Annotated in this window: 16 protein-coding genes; 10 read left to right on the forward strand and 6 right to left on the reverse strand. The window is 68.5% G+C overall.

Annotated elements, in window-relative coordinates; all coding sequences use genetic code 11:
- The first annotated feature begins 14 nt into the window (after positions 1-14).
- Complete coding sequence (locus ACZ3HV_RS11885; RefSeq protein WP_465683436.1) at positions 15-1,244, forward strand: Cmx/CmrA family chloramphenicol efflux MFS transporter; 1,230 nt, start codon at positions 15-17, stop codon at positions 1,242-1,244.
- Here the strand turns inward: ACZ3HV_RS11885 and ACZ3HV_RS11890 are convergent.
- Positions 1,186-2,598, reverse strand: a complete 1,413-nt coding sequence (locus tag ACZ3HV_RS11890; protein ID WP_465683438.1) for an APC family permease — start codon at positions 2,596-2,598, stop codon at positions 1,186-1,188. The two genes, ACZ3HV_RS11885 and ACZ3HV_RS11890, sit on opposite strands and share 59 nt — an antisense overlap.
- A gap of 292 nt (positions 2,599-2,890) precedes the next feature.
- Here ACZ3HV_RS11890 and ACZ3HV_RS11895 point away from each other — a divergent pair, with 292 nt between their 5' ends.
- Positions 2,891-3,838 carry a transcriptional regulator TrmB gene (locus ACZ3HV_RS11895; RefSeq protein ID WP_465683440.1) on the forward strand — a complete coding sequence of 316 codons (948 nt, stop codon included), beginning with the start codon at positions 2,891-2,893 and terminating at the stop codon, positions 3,836-3,838.
- A gap of 8 nt (positions 3,839-3,846) precedes the next feature.
- Here ACZ3HV_RS11895 and ACZ3HV_RS11900 read toward each other — a convergent pair whose 3' ends face one another.
- The 3 genes from ACZ3HV_RS11900 to ACZ3HV_RS11910 form a co-directional block, all read right to left on the reverse strand.
- Positions 3,847-4,506, reverse strand: a complete 660-nt coding sequence (locus tag ACZ3HV_RS11900; RefSeq protein ID WP_465683442.1) for an HNH endonuclease family protein — start codon at positions 4,504-4,506, stop codon at positions 3,847-3,849.
- 106 nt (positions 4,507-4,612) lie between these two features.
- On the reverse strand, positions 4,613-5,374 hold the full coding sequence (locus ACZ3HV_RS11905) for a YaaA family protein (protein WP_465683444.1): 762 nt from the start codon (positions 5,372-5,374) through the stop codon (positions 4,613-4,615).
- 115 nt (positions 5,375-5,489) lie between these two features.
- Positions 5,490-6,434, reverse strand: coding sequence for an aldo/keto reductase (locus tag ACZ3HV_RS11910; RefSeq protein WP_465683446.1), 945 nt, complete (start codon positions 6,432-6,434; stop codon positions 5,490-5,492).
- Positions 6,435-6,468: 34 nt separating this feature from the next.
- Here ACZ3HV_RS11910 and pepN point away from each other — a divergent pair, with 34 nt between their 5' ends.
- The 3 genes from pepN to ACZ3HV_RS11925 all read left to right on the forward strand — a co-directional run bounded on the left by pepN (position 6,469) and on the right by ACZ3HV_RS11925 (position 11,296).
- Positions 6,469-8,925 (forward strand): aminopeptidase N, encoded by a 2,457-nt coding sequence (gene pepN / locus ACZ3HV_RS11915; RefSeq protein WP_465683448.1) that lies wholly within the window; start codon positions 6,469-6,471, stop codon positions 8,923-8,925.
- 189 nt (positions 8,926-9,114) lie between these two features.
- Positions 9,115-10,515, forward strand: a complete 1,401-nt coding sequence (sepH, locus tag ACZ3HV_RS11920; protein ID WP_465683450.1) for a septation protein SepH — start codon at positions 9,115-9,117, stop codon at positions 10,513-10,515.
- Between the two features lie 367 nt (positions 10,516-10,882).
- Positions 10,883-11,296, forward strand: a complete 414-nt coding sequence (locus tag ACZ3HV_RS11925; protein WP_465683452.1) for a hypothetical protein — start codon at positions 10,883-10,885, stop codon at positions 11,294-11,296.
- 613 nt (positions 11,297-11,909) lie between these two features.
- On the opposite strand, the gene ACZ3HV_RS11930 is transcribed toward ACZ3HV_RS11925, so the two are convergent.
- Positions 11,910-12,296, reverse strand: a complete 387-nt coding sequence (locus ACZ3HV_RS11930) for a winged helix-turn-helix transcriptional regulator (protein ID WP_465683454.1) — start codon at positions 12,294-12,296, stop codon at positions 11,910-11,912.
- A 92-nt stretch (positions 12,297-12,388) separates the two neighbouring features.
- Here ACZ3HV_RS11930 and ACZ3HV_RS11935 point away from each other — a divergent pair, with 92 nt between their 5' ends.
- On the forward strand, positions 12,389-13,303 hold the full coding sequence (locus ACZ3HV_RS11935) for an NmrA family NAD(P)-binding protein (protein ID WP_465683455.1): 915 nt from the start codon (positions 12,389-12,391) through the stop codon (positions 13,301-13,303).
- On the opposite strand, the gene ACZ3HV_RS11940 is transcribed toward ACZ3HV_RS11935, so the two are convergent.
- Complete coding sequence (locus tag ACZ3HV_RS11940; RefSeq protein ID WP_465683457.1) at positions 13,296-13,856, reverse strand: TetR/AcrR family transcriptional regulator; 561 nt, start codon at positions 13,854-13,856, stop codon at positions 13,296-13,298. The genes ACZ3HV_RS11935 and ACZ3HV_RS11940 overlap by 8 nt on opposite strands.
- Positions 13,857-13,949: 93 nt before the next feature.
- Between ACZ3HV_RS11940 and ACZ3HV_RS11945 the strand changes: the two genes are divergently transcribed.
- The 4 genes from ACZ3HV_RS11945 to ACZ3HV_RS11960 all read left to right on the forward strand — a co-directional run bounded on the left by ACZ3HV_RS11945 (position 13,950) and on the right by ACZ3HV_RS11960 (position 20,314).
- Positions 13,950-14,675, forward strand: coding sequence for an MFS transporter (locus tag ACZ3HV_RS11945; protein ID WP_465683459.1), 726 nt, complete (start codon positions 13,950-13,952; stop codon positions 14,673-14,675).
- 213 nt (positions 14,676-14,888) lie between these two features.
- On the forward strand, positions 14,889-15,314 hold the full coding sequence (locus ACZ3HV_RS11950) for an MFS transporter (protein WP_465683863.1): 426 nt from the start codon (positions 14,889-14,891) through the stop codon (positions 15,312-15,314).
- Positions 15,315-15,390: 76 nt separating this feature from the next.
- Complete coding sequence (locus tag ACZ3HV_RS11955; RefSeq protein ID WP_465683461.1) at positions 15,391-19,218, forward strand: discoidin domain-containing protein; 3,828 nt, start codon at positions 15,391-15,393, stop codon at positions 19,216-19,218.
- 7 nt (positions 19,219-19,225) lie between these two features.
- Positions 19,226-20,314, forward strand: coding sequence for a Gfo/Idh/MocA family protein (locus ACZ3HV_RS11960; protein ID WP_465683463.1), 1,089 nt, complete (start codon positions 19,226-19,228; stop codon positions 20,312-20,314).
- The last annotated feature ends 8 nt before the right edge of the window (positions 20,315-20,322 follow it).

The raw sequence follows: 20,322 nt of genomic DNA on the forward strand, positions 1-20,322 counted from the left end.
CTGGGATACTCCCCGTGGCTGTCGAGGTGAGCTGGGGGAACGCGATGCCGATCGCTGTCTATGTGCTGGGCTTGAGCATCTTCGCGCAGGGGACGTCCGAGCTGATGCTGGCCGGTCTGCTGCCTGAGCTGTCAACCGATCTCGGGGTCTCGATTCCCGCGGCGGGCCTGCTGATCTCCGCGTTCGCCGTGGGCATGCTCGTCGGTGCGCCGGTGCTGGCCGTGGTCACGCTCAACTGGTCCCGGCGTACGTCGTTTCTGCTCTTCCTCGGCATCTTCGCGCTGACCCACATCGCGGGTGCGCTCACCCCGAACTACTCCCTCCTCCTGGTCACCCGGATCGTCGGCGCCTTCGTGTACGCCGGTTTCTGGTCGGTCGCGGCGGTCACGGTCGTGGGGCTGGTGCCGGCCAACAGTCGCGCTCGCGCGATGAGCATCGTCACCGGAGGCCTCACCGTCGCCACGATCGTCGGCCTCCCGATCGGGACCGTGATGGGTCAGAATCTCGGCTGGCGTGCCGCCTTCTGGGCCGTCGCCGGGCTGTGTGTTCTCGCGATGGCCGGCGTCCTCGCGACTGTGCCCGACCGGCGACCGGATCCGGCGAGCGCTCCGCGGCCGGCCGACGAGTTGCAGGCCCTCGGAAGTGCCAGGTTGTGGCTGGCGTTCGGCACCACCGCGTTGGTGACGGCAACCATCCTGGTCGTCTTCAGCTACCTCGCTCCCCTGCTGATGGAGACGACCGGACTGATGCCGGACGCGGTGCCCGGCGTACTCGCGCTCTACGGCCTCGGCTCGTTCATCGGCATCACCCTCGGCGGCCGGACCGCGGACGCGCGGCCGTTCCACACGCTGTTCACCGGCATCACCGGTCTCGTCGTCCTGTCCGCCGTACTCGCGCTCACCGCGACGAGTCCCGTGGTCACAATCGCGGTGGTCGTGCTGCTCGGCGGCTTCGGTTTCGCGGTCAACCCGGCCCTGAACGCCCGCGTCTTCAGCCTCGCCGGCGACGCTCCCACGCTGGCGACGGCCACCAACTTCTCCGCGTTCAACGTCGGCATCATCGTCGGGCCGTGGCTCGGTGGCCTCGCGATCGACGCCGGTGCGGGCTACCCAGCACTCGGCTGGATCGCGGTCGCCACCGGGTTCGCGGCCCTCGCAACGGTCGTCGTCGCGGCGTTCGTGCCGGTCAGTTCACCGGACCACTCGGGTCGAGGTGGCTCGGGTCGAAGTCGGCGTGCCGCTTGAAGACGTACTTGTTCAGCAGCCACGTGATCGCCCACAGCACGACACCGACAACCATCAGCCAGCCGGCGATCTTGTAGTCGGCCGAGTCGCGTCCGGACAGCGGGCTGGCCAGGTAGACGCACAGCACGGCACCGATCACCGGCAGCGCGGTCGGCGCGTTGAAGTGCTTGTGCTCCACCCGGTCCCGGCGCAGCACCAGCACCGCGACGTTCACGATCGCGAACACACACAACAGCAGGAACGCCGTCGTCCCACCGAGCGCCGCCAGATCGGCGTACCCGATCAGGAAGAACGCGAGCAGCGTGGTGAACAGGATCGCGATGTACGGCGTCCGCCGCGTGCGCAGCACCCGCCCGAGCGGACCGGGCAGCACCCGCTCGTGCGACATGCCGTACAGCAGGCGGCTGGCCATCAGCATGTTGATCAGCGCCGAGTTGGCGACCGCGAACATCGTGATCCAGGCGAACACTTCGAGCGGGAAGCCCGGCGCACCGGCCTGGACGACCTTCAGCAGCGGCGTCGCGCCCTTGTTCAGCTCGTCCGGCGAGACCAGCGCGACCGCGGAGATCGCGACCAGCACGTAGATGACACCGGTGGCGCACAGGCCGATCAGCATGATCTTCGGGAAGATCTTGACCGGGTCCTTGGTCTCCTCGGCCATGTTCACCGAGTCCTCGAAGCCGACCATTGCGAAGAACGCCAGCGCGGTCGCCGCGGTGACCGCACCGAACGGCGACTCACCGGTCGGGACGTTGAAGTCGGTCAGCCGCGAGGTGTCGCCGTCGCCACCGAGCAGCGCCCAGGCGCCGATGCCGATCACGATCAGCAGACCGCTCAGCTCGACACAGGTGAGGACGACGTTCGCCTTCACGCTCTCGCCGACGCCGCGCAGGTTGACCAGCGCGATCAGGGTCATGAAGCCGAGGGCGGTGATCATCAGCAGCGACCCGCGCTCGGGGTCGATGTCGGCGGCGGTGAAGAAGTTCGCCGCGAACGCCTTCGACGCGCTCGAGGCCGAGGTCAGACCGGAGCACATCACCGCGAAGGTGAGCAGGAAGGTCAGGAAGTGGATCCCGAACGCCTTGTGCGTGTAGACCGCGGCACCGCCGGCCTTCGGGTACTTCGTGACGAGCTCGAGGTAACTGGTCGCGGTGAGCAGCGCCACCACGAACGCGCACAGGAACGGCAGCCAGACCGCGCCGCCGACCTCACCGGCCACCTTGCCGGTCAGTGCGTAGACGCCGGTGCCCAGAATGTCGCCGACCACGAAGAGCAGTAGCAGACCCGGGCCCATGACCCGTTTGAGTTCAGGACGCTCACCGGTCTCCGGTGTCGCGGCGGTACTCTCACTCATCGTGCCTCCCTGGGATCAGCGCGTCACGTAACTGACATGCTGCCATCTCAGAGAGACAGGCGCTCCTGTTCAGGAGGGGCGGGCGCGCGCGTTGAGGCTTGACCGGGCGTCCCCTGTCCGGTCCGCGCGCGCCCGGCAGAGACAGGCTTACCCCACTCCGGGGGCATTCGCACCTGACAACGGCCTGACGTATCCCGGACATGGCGCGAAGTCGCCACAGTTGGGAAAAGGATTCCAGCTGCTTCCAGGAGACGAGATAGCCTGTCCAGGATCCGGGCTGCGGGAGGGTTGGATGCTGGAGTCGGTCGGGGTGGAGCGACCCGATGAAGAGGCGTACCGAGCCCTGCTGACCGCGCCCGGATGCGCTCTCCCGGAGCTCGCCAAGCTGCTCGATCGCGACGAGCGGGAGGTCGTCGCGTCGGTCGGCCGGCTGGAGGAGCTCGGTCTGCTCACCACCACGTCCGACCACCCGGTCCGGCTGTTGCCGACCCGTCCGGACGTGGCCGTCGACGCACTGGTCGCCGTACGTCGGGCCGAGCTCGACCGGGTCCGTGCGGAAGCCCGGGTGCTGCTGACGGAGCTGCGCGCCCAGGAGCAGCACCGGCCCGAGAACCTGGTCGAGGTGATCGTCGGTCAGGACGCGATCGCGGCCCGGTTCGCGCAGTTGCTCACCGCGACTCGTGAGCACTTGATGGTGCTGGACCGCCCGCCGTACGCCTCGAGGCCCGGCGAGTCCGACCCCCGGGTCCGCGGGCTGCTCGACGACGGTGTGGTTGTCCAGGGCATCTACTCGCCGGACTCCCTCGGCGTTCCGGGCGGTGTGGACGAGGCGTACAGCGCGGCGGATGCCGGCGAGATGTCGCGGGTGCATCCGCAGGTGCCGATGAAGCTGGCAGTGTTCGACCGCCGGATCGCGTTGCTCCCGCTGTCGGTGGACCAGTTGGTCGACAGTGCGCTCGTCGTCCATCCCTGTGCGCTGCTGGATGCGCTGATCGAGATGTTCACGCTGCTGTGGGACCAGGCGGTGCCGGTCGTGCCGTCGGTCAAGGCCGATCCGACCGACGCCCGGCTGATGACGCTGCTCGCCGCGGGGTTCAAGGACGACGCGATCGCGCGACAGCTCGCGTTGAGCAGCCGCACGGTCGGACGCCGGGTCGCCGAGCTGATGGAGTCGCTGGGGGCGCGGACGCGGTTCCAGGCCGGCATCCACGCCCAGCGCCGCCAGCTCCTCGAGGACTGAGCTCCTGTTCAGCAGGTGCCGAGCATCTGCTGGAGCGCGGTCTTCTCCGCCGATTGCAGCGACAGGCCGTAGGTGTACTTCACCCAGATCCACTCGCGCGCATAGATGCAGTGCACAGATGTGTTCGTCGGCTTCCAGGACGCAGGGTCCGAATCACCCTTCGAGCGGTTGCTCGACGCCGACACCGCGATCAGCTGGGCGATGGTCAGATTGTTCGCGAACTCCTGGCGGCGCGCAGTAGTCCAGGCGTTCGCACCGGACTTCCACGCCTCGGCCAACGGCACGATGTGGTCGATGTCGATCCCGGAGGACTGCTCGATCCAGGTCGCGTCGTACACGCTGTACCAGCGGCCTGCGGTCGGCTGGCAGCTGCTGTTGACGGTGACGCCGGTGCCGTCGCGTTTCAGTACCTGTTCGCGGGTGTCGCAGGTGCCGGACTGGTTGATCCAGTGCGGGAACAGGTCCCGGCTGTAGCCGCTCGTCGAGCCTTCCGCTTTGACGGTCAGACTCGCGAGCTCGGTGGCCGCCGTACTGGCCGACGGTGGCGTCGGCGGGTAGGCCAGGGCTGGGCCGGCACTGAGGGTCCAGGCCGCCGTCGCGGCGAGGGTCGTGATGGCAGCAGTGATCGACCGGGGCGGTGGGGCGGGGAAGGTATTGGGCAGTCGCATGAGTCAGGCCTCCGAGGGTAGGGCGGATCCCCCCTGACTTGCTGCCCTCAGCCTTCCCCGATCACGCGCTGTAGGAAACCACTCACCAGTTACAGTCGCGTGAACGTCAGTCGTGTTCGACGACGGTCAGCGTCCAGCCGTTCGCCGCGCGATCGAGCTCGGCGTTCCAGCGCTCACCCACCAGCTTGTGCAGCGCCTTCGCCGTACCGGGATCCTTGCCGGACTCGAGCAGGTGCCGGGCGACCAGGCCGCGGGTGTGCTTCGCGTTGTGCGACACCACCGAGCGGACACCGTCGCGTTCGCGGACGACGTTGACCGACACCCACTTGGCCGCTTGGTCACCGGTCGGGCGCCAGGCCGCGACGTACGTCGACGACCGGCAGTCGACGATGACTCCGTCCGCGTCCGCGAGGGCGGTGGCCAGCGGGTCACGCCACACCGATGCGAGCGGCCCGAGCCCGGGCAGCGTCGTACCCATGGACAGCCGGTACGGCGGGACGCGGTCGGCCATCCGCAATGCGCCCCAGGCCGCGGACACCACAAGCAGGCGGTTTCCCGCGCGGCGCTTGCTCCCCGCTGACAAGGTCGCGTAGCCGAGAGCGTCGTACAGCACTCCCGAGTACAGCTCCGACACCGGCACGGCGGGCTCGGTGCGCCAGCGGGTGTTCCGGTCGACCTCACCTTGGAGGGAGGCACCGACGCCCAGGACGTCGTACGCGTCGGACGTCGACGAGACCTTAGCCAGTGTCTCGAGGACCTGCTCGCGGACGGGATTGAGCTCCGGAAACGACAGCGCCGAATGGTCGACGGCGCGCCCGCGACGCCGGCCGGTCTTGCCTTCGGACGGCGGCAGGAGGATCAGTGTCATGGGGCCTCCCGGCCTGGACTGAGGAGAGGAGGGAGCGCAGCGACCGGATTGACGAGGGAAGGCCGGGAGTCAAAGCCCCATGACACCCGCGCCGGAGGCGCGGCATTCAATACAGTCACGTGAGTTCGTCCAGGGCGGCCAGGTCCGCGGCGGTCGGGTCCCACGTGCCGGCGGCGACGTTCTGTGCGATCTGCTCGGGCGTGGTGGCGCCGGCGATCACCGAGGCGACCGCGGGTTGCGCGGCCAGGCCGCCGATCGCGACGTCGATCAGGGTCAGGTCCCGCTCGGACGCGAACGTCTCGAGGGCCTCGATCTTGTCGAAGTCGGCGCGGGCCAGCCGGTCCGGCTGGGTCGCCAGCCGGCTGCCGTCGGGGGCGTCCGCGCCACGCTTGTACTTGCCGGTGAGCAGCCCGGAGGAGAGCGGGAAGAACGGCAGGATGCCCAGGCCGAGGTGCTCGCACGCGGGCGCCAGCTCGTCCTCGACCTCGCGCTCGAGCAGCGAGTACCGGTTCTGGGCGCTGATGAAGTGCTCCAGCCCGTTGGACCGGGCGGTCCAGTCGGCGTCGACCACCTGCCAGGCCGCGAACTGCGAGCTGCCGATGTACCGGACCTTGCCCTCGGCAACGAGTTCGGTCAGGGCCGCGAGGGTCTCCTCGATCGGCGTGACCAGATCCGGGACGTGCAGCTGGTAGAGGTCGATCCAGTCCGTGCCGAGCCGCTGCAGGCTCGCTTCGACCGCCTTGCGGATGTACCGGCGGGAGCCCCGGACACCCCAGTCCGGCCCGTTCGCCCCGTGCATGTCGCCGCCGAACTTGGTCGCGATCACCACCTCGTCGCGGCGGCCGCTGAGGGCCTTGCCGAGGAGTTCCTCGCTGAATCCGTGCTCGCCGTGGTAGACGTCCGCGGTGTCGAACAGCGTGATTCCCGCGTCGACCGCGGAGTTCACCACCGCGTCCGTCCGGGCCGCATCCAGCCGCCGCCCGAAGTTGTTACAGCCCAGTCCGACCACGCTCACGGTCAGACCCGAGTCGCCCAGCTGCCGGTACTCCATCTCGCTCATGTGATCACCCTAGACACCGCATAGAGTTGCCGACATGCCGAGTCTCACCGTCGACGGCGCCCGTACCCGGGCCGCCGCGCTCTCCGTCCACTCGTACGACGTCGACCTCGACCTCACCCAGGGCGAACGAACCTTCGGATCCACCACGACGATCACGTTCGCCGCGTCGAGTCCGGCCACCTGGCTGGACGTGAAACCCGATGAGCTGACCTCGGTCACGCTGAACGGGACGGCGGTCGACGTGGCCGGTCTGAACGACGGGCGGCTCGAGCTGACCGGCCTGCAGCCGGAGAACGAGCTGGTCGTGGTCGCGTCGATGCTGTACTCGAACGACGGTGAGGGCCTGCACCGTGCGGTCGACGCGGCCGACGGTCTCGCCTACACCTACGCGATGTCGTTCCTCGACGCCGCGCCCCGGATCTTCGCGTGCTTCGATCAGCCTGACCTCAAAGCGCCGTACCGGATGAAGGTCACCGCGCCGCCGGAGTGGCTGGTGCTCGGCAACGGAGCCGCGACGCAGGTCTCCCCCGGTCGGTGGGAGCTGGCCCAGACGCAGCCGCTGTCGACGTACTTCGTCACCGTGGTCGCCGGGCCGTACCACCAGCTCACCGACTCCCACGACGGCATCCCGCTCAGCGTGGTGTCGCGGCAGTCGCTCAAGGAGGCGCTGGACCGGGAGGCCGAGGACATCTTCACGGTCACCAAGCAGTCCTTCGACGAGTACCACCGGATGTTCGGGTACCGGTACCCGTTCGGCGAGTACCACCAGGTGTTCGTACCGGAGTTCAACGCCGGCGCAATGGAGAACCCGGGCTGCGTGACCTTCCGTGACTCGATGGTGTTCCGGTCCGCCGTGACCGACGGCGAGCGCAGCTCCCGGGCCCGCACGATCGTCCACGAGATGGCGCACCAGTGGTTCGGCGACACCGTGACGATGAAGTGGTGGAACGACCTCTGGCTGAACGAGTCGTTCGCCGAGTACATGGCCCACCGGGTGTCGACGGACGCGACGCAGTACACCGACAACTGGATCGACTTCGCCTACATCCGCAAGTGGTGGGGCATGCAGGCTGACCAGCGCTCGTCGACCCACCCGGTCGCCGCCGACGCGGTGAAGGACGCGCTCGCGTCGCTGGACGACTTCGACGGCATCTCGTACGCGAAGGGTGCGGCAGTCCTCAAGCAGCTCGCCGCCTACCTCGGTGACGACGTGTTCCTGGCCGGCGTCAACGCGCACATCGCCGCCCACGAGTTCGGCAACGCCACCTTCGGCGACCTGCTGGCCAAGTGGACCGAGGCCGGCGCTGTCGGCTTGGACGACTGGGCCGCCAACTGGCTGCGTACGCCCGGCCTCGACACGATCAGCGCAGTCCGCACCGAGACCGGCATCAAGCTGCGTCGCGTCGCGCCGGTCGCCTACCCGGCTGCTCGCCCGCACAAGCTGACCGTCGGAGGGTACGACGCGGACGGTCGGAGTACGACGGTCGACGTACTACTGGATGCGGACGAGGTGGACGTCGCCCTCGACCCGTCGGTGGCCGTGGTGATCCCGGACGCGGGTGACGACAGCTGGGCCAAGATCCGGCTCGACGCGGACAGCCTGGCCAACCTGCCGTCGGTGCTGCCGAAGATCGAGGACGGTGTGACACGGGCCGTCGTACTGAACAGCCTGCGGGACGCGATCGCCGATACCGAGCTCGACCCGAAGCTCGGGTTCGACGTACTGCTCGGAGTGCTGCCGACCGAGACCAGCGACATCGCGGTCGCCACGATGGTCGGCTGGGCCACAACGCACCTGCTCGGTGTCTACCTGCCCTACGAGCCGTACCGCGGACTGTTGGCCGACGCCCTGGCTGCCCGGCTCGAGACGGTTCCGGCCGGGTCGAGTGTGCAGCTCGCGGTGGCTCGCGGTCTGGCGCGGTTCAGCGATGACGTCGACGTACTCAAGGGTTGGCTCGCGGGCGACGGCGTACCCGAGGGTCTCGCGATGGACGCGGATCTGCGCTGGACCATGCTGTTGCAGCTCGCCCGGCTCGGCGCCATCGGTGACGCCGACATCGACGCTGAGCTCGAGCGGGACTCCTCGTCCGAGGGCATCGTGCACGCGACCCGGTGCCGGGCCGCGCTGCCGACGGCCGAGGCCAAGGAGCGGGCGTGGACGCAGATCACCACGGACGCCGAGCTCGCGAACTACGAGCTGTACGCCGCGTGCGAGGGCTTCTGGCATCCCAGCCAGGTCGAGCTCACAGCGCCGTACGTCGACCGGTACTTCGCCGAGATCGCGGGCACCGAGAAACTGCGGTCGGGCTGGGTCGTCGCATCCAGCGCGAAGCTCGCGTTCCCTCGCTATGCCGTCGAGCAGCGGGTCGTCGACCGAGCCGCCGACCTGGTCGTGGACGAATCGGTCGCGGCCGGAATCCGGCGGTCGGTCGGCGACAGCGTCGACGACCTGAAGCGTGCTCTTGCGGTGCGTTCGGCGTACGCCGGATGACCAACTGAGTCGCGGTCACACCGTGTTGTGACTACTGTGACTGGTGTGATCAGGAGGACCCTGATGACCAGGCAAAATGTGATTTCGTGACGTAACCTCCACAATGACCGGGCGGCACGGCGCGCCGGTCTTGGTCAGGCAGCACGTCACGGGAGAGACTGTCGAGAACCGCACAGGAGAACAAAGGCAATGCGCGAGGCGAGGCTCGTCGGTCTGAGCCAGGATGGCAAGCAACTCATCCTGGCGCTGGCAGAGACGGGTGAGGAGTTCGCCATCCCGGTCGACGACCGGTTGCGTGCGGCCCTCCGCGGCGACCGTGCCCGACTCGGCCAGCTGGAGATTCAAATGGAGAGCGCCCTGCGCCCACGAGACATCCAGGCTCGTATCCGCGCCGGCGAAAGTCCCGAGGCGGTCGCAGCCGTCGCCCAGATGCCGATGGAACGCGTGATGGCGTTCGCCGGCCCGGTCCTCGCCGAGCGCGATCACATCGCCAGCCTCGCGCAGCGCGCTTCCGTTCGTCGTCGTGGTGGTGGCGATGCCCCGACCCGCAACCTCGGCGCGTGGGTGACCGACCGGCTGCGGACCCGCCAGGTCGATCCCGCCACGGCCGAGTGGGACGCGTGGCGACGCGAAGACGGTCGCTGGGCGGTCCGCATCTCCTACTTCGTCGAGACCGACGACGAGGCGGAGCAGAAGGACGAGAAGATCGCGATGTTCGCGTACGACGCTCCCGGTCGCTACGCAGTCCCCGACGACGACGAGGCCCGCTGGCTGGTCGGCGAGCAGGCCCAGGTCATGCCGCCATCCGTCCAGCCCACGCACCAGCCCGGCGAACGCCGCCTCACCGCGGTCGCCGACATCGACCCGACCATCGCCCCCGACCACGGCGCCGACAGCTACGAGGCCGGCTTCGAAGACACCATCAGCCTCCCCCGCCGAAACCACCCAGTTTCCCGCTCCGGCCACGACACGTCCCGCGACACCGGCCGGCCCACCTTCGGTCGTGACGTCTCCCCCGAGACCGGCCAGGACACCGCCCGCCCAGGCTTCGGCCGTGACATCGAGCCTCCGGCTGCCCGCGAGAGCGGCCCGCGCCGAGTCCATTCGGTTCCGAACCCGGACGACGAGCCAACCCTGATCGACGTACCGATCGACCAGCCCCCGGCCCTACGCCCCGCCGTCCGCGCAGTCGAGCGCCCCACCCAACCGCCGGCCGAATTCGCCCCACCAGAACAACGCGCCCCCGAACGCCCCGTCACCGGCCGCCGCCCCACCCCCGACCGAGCCCCAACCCCACCCCGCCAGGCCCCCGAGTCCCGCGGCTCCGACACCCGCCACCAGCCCGAGAGCGAGGCACCTGCCCAATCGCGCACCGACCACGACGTCTCCGCCAGGTCCCTGCAGCCGGAGCCCGAGGCGCCTGAGCAGCCAGCGACGCCCGCCCCCAAGGCCCCCGCAGCCGAGCTCACCTCCGAGTCGGCCGCCGAGGAAACCCCAGCCGAGCCCAAAAAGAAGCCGGCCCGCCGAAACTCCAAGCGAGCCAGCGTCCCCAGCTGGGACGAAATCATGTTCGGCAAGAAAGCCGACTAACCGCCCTCGCCCACCCACCCTCACCCCGGCCATCCAACTGGCCGAGTCGTGGTGCCCGCGCCACCCCCCGGAGCCTGTCGAGTCGTGTGCTCTGGTTGCCATCACCGCGATCGAGTCGTGAGCTTTGATTGCGTTCCGGGTGATTTCTTGACCTCGATCCACGACTCGGCGGGTGTTGGTTGACGGATGATGGACAGGCGTCCCAGATGGCGGACGATGTTTGGCAGGATGGGTGTGCTCTGTCATGATCTTCCGCATGCAGATGCTGTGTTGTTGCTGTCGTCGCTGACGCGCGCCGTCTCCGGCGCACGAGGCCCTGTCCTTTCCATGGCCCGCCCGCCGACACAGCACTCACAGGATCTTTCCCATGAATCTCCCGGCTTTCGCCGACCTCCTCGCGTCCCGCGGCCTCCGCCTGCTCCCCGGCTCACACGCCGTACCGGTCGAGCTGCTGGTTCAGTTGCCTGACGCAACAATCGTGCGCTTCACCGCCCAGGGCACCACGCTCCGGCTGCGCAGCTACTCCCCCGACGCCCTCACCACGATCACCATCCCCGCCGAGTGCGGCTGCGGCGACCACCACCCCCAGACCGGTCCGACCCGAGTCACCCTCAGCCGGTACGCCGTACCGTCCGAAGAGCGCATCATCGACGGCGAACTCCTCTTCGGCTGGCAAACCCACGAAGCCGGCCTCCTCCCCCTCCCCGACGCCGCCGCCCACTTCTTCACCCTCCTGGAAACCCTCCAGACCCCCACCCGCCAACTAGCAGGCGTCGCCTAACCCCACCCGGCCCGACGACCCCACGAACAGCTCAACCGCCTAGCCGCCCTCACCCAGGCCGCCGCGAACACGCCAGTCGCCCACCCTCGCCCACCACCCGCGGCCATCCGGCGACCACCCAGCGAATGTCCTACGCCCGGCCCGCCCGTCGCCGCACCACCTCACGGATGCGTCGTTCGCCTGCCCAGGCCCGCCGTCGCCGCACCACCTCACGGATGCGTCGTTCGCCTGCCCAGGCCCGCCGTCGCCGCACCACCTCACGGATGCGTCGTTCACCTGCCGAGGCCCCGCCGTCGCCGCACCACCTCACGGATGCGTCGTTCACCTGCCGAGGCCCCGCCGTCGCCGCACCACCTCACGGATGCGTCGTTCACCTGCCCAGGCCCCCACCCGACACCCGACCACCCCGCGAATATTTCAGGGGATAGCCCCCGAGCTGGAGGGTTGCCCGCTCAGATTCTCAGTAGGCAACCCTCCAGCTCGGGGGTTATCCCCTCGAATCTGTCGGTACGCGCGGGCGACGAGGCCACGTTGTGGGGGCGCGGTGGAGCGTCTGGCGCTCGACCACCAGCAGGAGCTTGAGGGGTTGAGGGATCGGAGTCGGGGGTGAGGGTTAGGGGCGGCGGTGGGGTGGTTGGTGGGTGTCGTAGTGGGAGCGGGCCGCTTCGACCTTTTCGAGGTTGGGGGACCAGGTGGCCAGGGAGTGGAAGAGGGGCGCGAGGCTTTGGCCCAGGGGGCTGATTTCGTATTCGACTCGGGGTGGGACTTCTGGGTAGTAGGTGCGGAGGATCAGGCCGTCGCGTTCTAGTTGGCGTAGGCGCTGGGTGAGGACCTTTGGGGTGATCGCGCCGATTTGGCGCTGGAGTTCTACGAAGCGCTGGCGGCCGTATTCGTTGAGGGTCCAGAGGATTGGGGTTGTCCAGCGGCTGAAGACCAGATCTACGACCGGGGCGATCGGGCAGGCCTGTACTGGATCCACTGGTGCTGTGGGCTCGATCACAAAGGTCCTTTCGGCCAATACTTTCCTCTAGGTACCTACTATCCCATGGCAAGTAGCGTCCTCGGTAGATCAATCGAACGAGGAGCAAACACATGATCGTGGTCACCGGAGCAACCGGAAACGTAGGACGCCCGTTGGTCGAGGCGCTGGCTGCAGCAGGCGAAGAAGTGACGGCGGTATCTCGCAGCATCGCGGAAGGGGCGCCAGGAGGCGCGCCAGCGGGATCGCGCGACGGGCGGGGCGGCGCGCTGGCGGGATCGCGTGACGGGCGGGGTGGCGGGGCGGTCGAAGGGTGGGGTGCTGGGGTGCGTCGGGTCCGGGGGGATCTGGCTGAGGCTGAGAGCCTCAAGCCGGCGCTGGATGGGGCCGATGCGGTGTTTCTGTTGACGGCCGCGGGCTTTCTGGCCGGCGGGGATCTTGGAAAGGTGATGGAGGTCGTCAAGGCGGCCGGCGTTGAGCGGGTTGTGCTGCTTTCTTCTCAGGGGGTTGGTACGAAGCGGCACCCGGCGGATCTCGAGGAGGCCGTGACGCGGTCCGGGGTTGGTTGGACGATGCTGCGGCCTGGGAACTTCGCCAGTAATGCCTTGCAGTGGGCCGAGTCGATTCGTACTCAGCGGACGATGGCGGCGCCGTTCGCGGACGTTGCCCTGCCGGCCGTGGACCCGGACGACATCGCCGAGGTGGCAGCCGCCGCGTTGCGCGATCCGAGCCATGTCGGCCACGTCTACACGCTGACTGGACCAGCCGCGATCTCGCCCCGGCAGCAGGCCAAGGCGATCGCGCAAGCCGTCGGCGAAGCTGTGCAGTTCGTGGAGCTCAGTCGCGACGAGGCGAAGAGCCGGATGCTGACCTACATGCCCGAGCCGGTCGTCGAGGCCACCCTCGGCGCACTCGGTACGCCGTCAGCCGCCGAGCAGGAGGCGAGTCCCGACGTGGAGAAGGTGCTCGCGCGCCCGCCGCGGACCTTCACCGACTGGGTCACTCGCAACCTGCGCGCGTTCAAGTAGCCCGGACGAGTGGGAGGAAGACGTCGTCGACCAGAGAGGTGAGGGTTGACGACGGGACCGGCTCGTGGGTGAAGAAGATTTCGTGGCGCAGGAGGTTGGTGGGCGCGGTGAGGACTCGGGCGGGAACGTCCGCTGTCGGGATCTCACCGCGGGCCGCGGCCCGCTCGACGACGGTCGCCATCACGCCGGTCATCCGGCTGTACACCTCCGGATCCAGATCCGGAGCTTCGGCCATCAGTCCGTGGATGGTGTCGGGGCCGAGGAGGGCGAACCGATCGGCCATCCGCTGCAGAACCCCGAGTACGTCGCCGCGCAGCGTCCCGGTGTCCGGGATGTCCTCGACGATCGAACCGGTCCGGTGCCGCATCGCCGCGATCACCAATTCCGCCCGGTTCCTCCACCGCCGGTACAGCACCTGCTTGCCGGTGTGCGCCCGCGCGGCGACCGCCTCCATCGTCAGCCGCGCGTAGCCGGACTCCACCAGTTCGTCCCAGGCAGCGTCGAGCAGCACGGCCTCCAACTCGGCGCCCCGCCGCCGCTGCACCTGTTCCATCGCCACCCCCAAAAAAGAGACATTGCGTCTCTTAACAACCCGAGCCTACCCTGAGAGACGTAAGAGACGCAACGTCTCTAAGGAGATCTCGGAATGACCACAACCACCCCCGACCGCCTGGATCGCGCGGTCCTCAAACTCGCCGCCGTCCTGGTCCTCGGCGCCCTCGCCCCGCTGCTCGACAGCACGATCGTCACGGTCGCGATACACACCCTCGGCACCGAGCTGCACGCGCCGGTGTCCACGGTCCAATGGGTCAGTACGGCGTACCTGCTCGCGCTGGCGATGGCGATCCCGATCACCGGCTGGTCCGCGAATCGCTTCGGCGCCAAACGGATGTGGATCGTCGCGCTGGCGTTGTTTCTGGCCGGCTCGATGCTGTGCGGACTCGCCTGGAACATCGGCTCGCTGATCGCGTTCCGGGTCATCCAGGGCATCGGCGGCGGACTGATGCTGCCGATCCTGCAGACTATCCTGCTGCGCGCGGCCGGGCGCGAACGCATCGGTCGGCTGATGGCCGTCGTCACCTTGCCCGCACTGATCGGCCCGATCCTCGGCCCGGTGATCGGCGGGCTCCTGGTCGGCCACCTCAGCTGGCGCTGGATCTTTTGCGTCAACGCACCGATCTGCATCCTCGCGATCGTGCTCGCCATCCGCACCCTCAAGCCCGACCCAGAGCCGACCGCCGCGGCACTCGACCTCCCCGGACTGCTTCTCATCTCCCCCGCCCTCGCCGCATCATCTACGGCCTCACCCAGGTCGGAACTCACGGCGGCTTCGGCCACGTCGCAGTACTGGTACCGATCGGCGCCGGCCTGATCCTCCTGCTCGCCTTCATCCTCAGAAGAAGCCCGCTGATCGATCTCACCCTGTTCCGGACCAGATCGTTCGCCGCATCGACCGCGCTGCTGTTCCTCACCGGCTTCGGCCTGTACGGCGCGATGTTGCTCCTCCCGCTCTTCTACCAACAGGCCCGCGGTCAGACCGTCACCGCCCGCCGGCCTCCTGCTCGTCCCGCAAGGCATCGGCAGCCTGCTCGCCCGGGTCGCGGGCGGACTCACCGACCGGTTCGGCCCGCGACCGGTCGTCCTGACGGGCCTGGCCCTCACCACACTCGGAACGATCCCGTTCGCCTTCGCCGGTACGTCGTACGCACTGCTGGCAATCGCTCTCGTCATCCGTGGCGCCGGACTCAGTGCGGTCAACCTGGCGGTGATGGTCGGCGCGTTCCGGGAACTCGAGCCGCAGCAGATACCCGACGCCAGCAGTACGACCCGGATCATGCAGCAACTCGGAGGTGCGTTCGGCGTCGCGACGCTGGCCGTGATCCTGCAGAACCAGTTGACCGGCCACCAGGCACCAGACGCCTATGCGCACAGCTTCGCCTGGGCGATCGGCTTCACCGTGCTCGCGACCATCCCAGCCCTCTTCCTCCCGAAGCTCCGGGCTCTTGAATAAGTAACACGCTTGGTTTAACTTATCCGCGCAGCTGCTGTCGCGTGTACTTCCGGCCCGCCACCTGGAGGTTTCCAGCATGTCCAGACGCCTGCTCGCGCGCGTCCTCCCCGCTCTCCTCCTGACCAGCGTCATCGCCGTACCGACGGCCCACGCCGCCACGATGTACCCGAGCGGAGTCGGCACCGACCTCGGTCCGACCCCGACCACGCTCGGCGTCAAGCCGGCAGCCGGCGACGATCCCGCCGGGCTCCGGACCGGCACCGAACAAGGCCGGACCTACTGGCAGACCAACCAGGCCGCCAACACCGGCTACCTCGAGTTCGACGTCGACCGTGACTACGTCGACGAGATCGGCACCGACGACGTCCTGGTGACGGTGACCTATCTCGACAACGGCTCCGGCACGCTTGAGCTCCAGTACGACGCCGCGACCGATCCGCAGGCGGACGCGACCGACGTCCAGCTGACCAACACCGGCCAGTGGAAGACCGGCACCTTCGAGCTCACCGATATCGGGTTCACCAACCGCCTCGGCGACGCCGACGTCAGGATCTTTGGCAGCGCCGACATCACGATCGCCGGCCTCCGGATCAGTACGGCGGGTGCCTCGGTGCAACTGGGGTCGTCGCCGATCCAGAACGGCATCAGCCCGCGTGCCGGGGACGACGCATCGCATCTCATCACCGGTGTGCAGGACGGTCGCCCGTACTGGCAGACCGACCACACCGCCCCGGCGCCGGGCACGAACTTCTTCTACATGAACGTTGCCGACACCTACCTCTACGACAACCACAGCCTGGTGCTGATCAGCGTCGACTACTTCGACGCGGGCAACGGCCAGTTCGGTCTGCACTACGACTCGCCCGGCGAGACGATCCCGGAGAAGTTCAAGAACTCCGAGGTCGTCCAGTACGGCGACACCAAGACCTGGAAGACCCACACCTTCGCCCTGCCCGACGCGGTGATGACCAACCGCTCGAACGGGGGCGACTTCCGGATCCACAACGGCAACGGCTCGGTCGACCTCAAGGTCGCCGCCGTCCGCGTCGCCAAGGTCGCGACCACGCTCGACGTCACCGAGGGTCTCGTCGACCTGATCGACCAGGCGGCGCGGACCGAGAAGGCCGCCCGGGAAGGCACTCGCGACGGCCAGTACCCGGCCGGCAGCCGAGCGACCCTGCGTCAAGCGATCGACGATGCGCGCGCAGTCGCGGCCACTCCGGGCGTCACCGACGTACAGGTCAAGGCGGCGCTGCAGACCCTGCAGGCCAAGCTGGATGCGTTCACACCGATCGATACGAACTTCGCATCGGAGGGTACGGCGACCGCGAGCAGCGGATCCAATGCCGTGAGCGTCAACGACCGCAACCACGACACCGCGTGGACCAGCGGGCCGGGCGACTCGTGGTTGCAGCTCGACCTCGGCAAGCCGCGACCGGTCAACGACGTACGAGTCGAATGGGCGCAGGCCTACTCCCCCGACTACTCCGTCCAGGTCTCGAACGACGGCACGAAGTTCACCACCGTCGGCCGGACAGGCTCGCCCGGCGGCAATCAGGTCAGCAAGACCCGCTTCGCGACCACCTCCGCGCGCTACGTCCGGGTCGCGATGACCGGCGCCGACTCCTTCATCGTCAAGGAGCTCGAGCTGCGGCAGTCCCCGGTCGTGACACCGAAGCCGCGGCTGGTCCAGACGGTCAACCCGACCGAGGACGGCGTCGTCGCCGACTTCGACGCCACCGAGTACGGCGCCGACCGCACCGGCCGGCGTGATTCCACCACGGCGATCCAGCAGGCCATCTACGCCTGCCAGGACGCGGGCGGTGGCACGATCTGGCTGCCCGCCGGCAAGTACAAGGTCACCGACACGATCGAGGTGCACGCGTTCTGCACCGTCCGCGGTGACCACGGCCAGGCGCCGGACTACGGCACGGTGATCATCGCGGATCTCCAGTCCGGTGACGACGGACCCAGCTTGTTCCGGATCGGCGGTAGCGCCGGCGTCCTGGGCGTCACCACCTACTACCCGAACCAGAATGCGACCGACCCGGTCCCGTACAACTACACGTTCGAGATCCCCGGCGGCGCCTGGATCGGCAACGAGAACTACATGATGTCGACCGTCTCCGACGTCACCATGCTGAACTCCTACCGCGGTATCGGCGTCAGCACGATGCCGAACGACCATGGCAACGCCCCCAGCTCCGGCCAGGTGCACGAGTCGACCACGATCCGGAACATCCAGGGCACGGCACTGCTCGAAGGCGCCCGCGCGTACAACGGTGCCGACGTCGGCACCTGGGAGAACGTTGTCTTCAGCAACTCCTACTGGGCGAACGCGCCCCGGGCCTACCAGCCACCGGCCCGTACGGCGCTCGACGCGTGGACCCGTGCGCACGGCACCGGCCTGGTTCTCGGTGACCTGGAGTGGGATCAGTTCCACAAGATCGCGCTCTCCGACTACCACGTCGGCATCCACGTGGTCGCCGGCCAGCGAGCCCAGTTCACCGGTAGCTTCCTCCAGCCGGACGTACGGCGTACCGACATCGGAGTGCTCGTGGATGTCATCGACGACCGCTGGGGCATGACGGTGACCGGCGGCCGGATCGAGGGCAGCGACCATGCGATCCAGAACAACGCCCGCGGGTACGTGAAGATCACCGGGACAGCCCTCTCCGGCGCTCTCGACGGCATCATCCACCGCATGTCCGGCACTGCGCCGAGCTACACCCACAGAGCGCTCCCCAAGCCGGCGCAGAAGCTCTACGTCGTGAACGCACCGCACGGCGTCGGGTACCTCCCGGCCGCCGACGCGACCTCCGCCGTCCAGAAGGTGCTGGACAAGGCGGGCCGGGACGGCGGCGGCATCGTCTACCTGCCAGCCGGCTGGTACCGGATCGCCACCCATCTGACCGTCCCGGCGAAGGTCGAGCTGCTCGGTGCGTCCGCCGTACCGAACCGGGATCAGGGCGGAGCGAGTGGTGGCACAGTCCTGCAGGCGTTCGAGGGGCGAGGGGCTGCGGACACCGCGACGGCACTCGTCACGCTGGACGGGAAGCGCGCAGGCCTTCGCGGATTGCGGGTTTTCTACCCGGACAACAACCCCGGCTCGAGCGACGGTGTCGTTCCCTACCCGTACGCCGTCCGCGGTCATGCCGGTGGGAACTACGTGATCAACGCCGGCTTCCCGAACGCCTGGAACGGGATCGACCTCAGCGGTGACGACGTCGTGGTCCGCAAGGTCGCCGGCGCGTTCTTCGACCACGCGATCGCGATCGGGCCGGGCAAGAACGGCCGCATCGAGGGCGTGCTGTCGAACGGGAACGCGGTCACCCGGGTCGGCTACCAGCAGCCGTACTGGATGAACGAGGGCAGCATCTTCGAGCTCGTGATCGACAAGTACATGCGCAAGACCGCGAAGATCGTCACCGTCGACGGTGCTCGCGGACTCACGCTGCTCAACGTGTTCGCGTACGGCTTCCACGACGGGCTCGTGGTGAACTCCGGGCAGGTCGACGCCTTCAACCTCGGCACCGACAACCTGGGCACCGACGGTCACACCGTCAAGGTGGTCAGCGGTGCGGTTGAGGCGACCAACCTCGCCCGCTACAACGGTGCCACCCTCGAAGGCCCGGCGACGCTACGCAACGTGATGGTGATCAACGTCGTCCAGCGCAGCATCAAGGTCCAGGCCAGTGGCCCCGGCACCGTGAAGATCGCCGGAAACGAGTCCGAACCCGGGACGTACGAGGTCGGCGCGCAGGTGACCGTGACTGCGGCGCCAACATCGGATAGCGTTTTCCAGAACTGGACCGTCGACGGGACGGTGGTCTCGACCGAGCCGTCGTACTCCTTCACCGTCGCCACGGACCAGGTTCTGACCGCGAATTTCCAGGCGAAGTAGGAGCGAGATGGCTGACACACAACAGCAGGTCGCGATCGTGGGCTGCGGCATCATCGGCCGCACCCACGCGGACACCATCGCGGCACGGCCGGACGCGACCGTGACCGCCCTCGTCGACTCCGACGCCGGTGCCCGGGAGGCGCTGGCGGCCCGGTTGAAGGAGGCGGGCCAGCCGGAACCGAAGCTGTACGACGACCTGACCGCGGCGCTGAGTGGGTCCGACGTCTCGCTGGTCGCGATCTGCACCCCGAGCGGGACGCACGCCGCGCTCGCCGAGCAGGCGCTGGAGGAGAAGAAGCACGTCGTGATCGAGAAGCCGCTCGACGTCGACCTGACCCGGGCCCGCCGTCTCGGCGCGGCGGCCACCCGGGCCGCGAGCCACGGCGTGGTGTCCTCGGTGATCAGCCAGCACCGGTTCGACGGGGGCAGTGCGGTGGTCAAGCAGGCGATCGACGCCGGCCGGTTCGGCCAGCTCACGTCCTCCGTCGCGACGGTTGCCTGGTGGCGCAGCGACGAGTATTACGCCTCCGCGGGCTGGCGTGGCACGTGGGCGCAGGACGGCGGTGGCGCACTGATGAACCAGGGCGTGCACACCGTCGACCTGATGCTGTGGTTCATGGGCCGGCCGGTGAGCATCCAGGCCCAGGCACTGCGGGCCGCGCACCACGCGATCGAGGTCGAGGACACCGTGGTCGCGACGATCACGTTCGAGTCGGGTGCGGTCGGTACGCTGCACGCGACGACCGCGGCCTTCCCGGGAGGCCGGACCCGGGTGGCGGTCCACGGCACCGAGGGTGGCGCCGAGGTGGAGAACGACCGGCTCAGCCGCCTCAACGTCGACGGGGTGAAGGACGACGCCCCGATCGATGACAGCGGGCCCGGCGGCCACAAGGCGCAGTACGACGACATCTTCGGAGCGATCGCGGGCGGTCAGCAGCCGGGGATCACCGTGCAGGACGCGATCGACGCGCTGGCCACGGTCCGCGCGGTCTACATCGCGTCGACCCTGCAGCGTCCGGTCAAGTTCCTCGACGTCCTCGAGGGACGCTACGACGACGTCGAGGTCTCCCGCGGCGTCGGCCTCCCGCCGAACTGACAGCAGGA

The sequence above is a fragment of the Kribbella sp. NPDC020701 genome (genome assembly GCF_055562215.1).